Origin of the sequence: Pseudovibrio sp. POLY-S9, assembly GCF_001431305.1 — a bacterium.
Classification (GTDB): domain Bacteria; phylum Pseudomonadota; class Alphaproteobacteria; order Rhizobiales; family Stappiaceae; genus Pseudovibrio.
The window spans coordinates 1-1,325 of sequence record NZ_LCWX01000230.1 but is presented as its reverse complement, the minus strand read 5'-3'; the positions used below and the strand labels follow the sequence as shown (position 1 = coordinate 1,325).

Sequence of the window (1,325 nt, the reverse complement as noted above, 5' to 3'; positions counted from 1 at the left end):
TTAGTGATCTTAAAGCCGATATTCTTAATGGACTCAATCAGCTTGACCTCAAAGGGTCCACTTCGATCACCAGCAATATAGCCCTCAACCAGCAGCTAAATGAAGCTGGTATTGACCTGTCCTCAACAGCCTGGTCCAACAGCTTTAATGCTGAGTTTAAAGCCATCAATATGCACCTTGGAGCAACACTTAAGAAAGTTGCTGCAGCGGGGGCTATTCTTGTAACGACGACAACCGTCAGCCTTGCGGCAGTCGCCGTTAAACAACACGCAGAAGCTCGTGACATTTCCATTGATGAAGCGCGTATTGAACTGGGCCTAACTGCTGAAGAGCTGGGGCCTCAATTGGCTGAAGATCTGGTCAAGGATCTTGCGATTTCAACGCTTCTGGGGCCGGTCGTCTGGGCCAAGAAAGTCTATGAAGCGATCCAGTCAGGCCAGGACGTTAAAGATGTTTATGATCTGGCCAAACAGCTCTACCCGGAAAGTGAGCTCATTCTGGCGCTGGAGCCATCTGTAGAGTTTGTTGCTGATTATCTGGCACCTCTCACCACGCACGTGGAGTATAAGCTCCTCCAGCTGACAGGCGTCAATGTAGGTGATGTACATGACATTCCAGGCTTTGATCTCGAGGCTCTGACAAGTGGGACCGGTGCCCGTCTGTTAACCCGTAATGCTCGCGATACACAGCATACGTATGTCATCCATGATGACGGCGAGGCCAATACCAAAGGTCTCATGATCAACACAGTCATTGATGGACAGGGCTCTCCTGACGGACTGGTGCGCTATGAAATCATCATAGCCGATCTTGTCGATATTGAACGCAATGATCAAGGTTACATCCTTGGCGCAGACCTTGATTTTGAGACTTACGTAAAGACACTGGTCTTTGACGGGTTTGTCCAGCGCCATGTAGTCTCGCCAGAAGAGACGAAGGTCTATACGTTTGCCGCTGGACATGACTTCATCATTCCAATTAGTCATGCCATTAACCCCTCCCTTGATTTGATTATCGGGAAAGATGGCAAGAAAGATGATGTTTTCACCCTCAACCTGGAACAGATCGTCACCACGGACCACATCAGTTCTGTAACAGTAAAACAAACGATCCTCTCCTCTCGCTCAAATGGCGAAGTCATTCTTCGGGAGAGCTCTGGTCTGGGAGATGGGTCGGATGAGACGGAAACGGTCTTTACGCTGAATGATTACAGTGGCCAGACGCGCGCAGTCAATGTGGACAATTTCAGTGCAGGTGAAATCGCCCAGCTTGAGAAGCTAGTCGTTCAGTCCCTTCAAGAAGATGCCCGCGCCATTACGCTCATG

The 1,325-nt window shown here is 49.4% G+C and carries 1 protein-coding gene; it reads left to right on the top strand.

Features of this window, described 5'->3' with window-relative positions; all coding sequences use genetic code 11:
- Positions 1–1,325, top strand: a 1,325-nt coding sequence (locus tag PPL9_RS32545; protein ID WP_161831439.1) for a hypothetical protein, incomplete at both ends; no start/stop codon positions are given.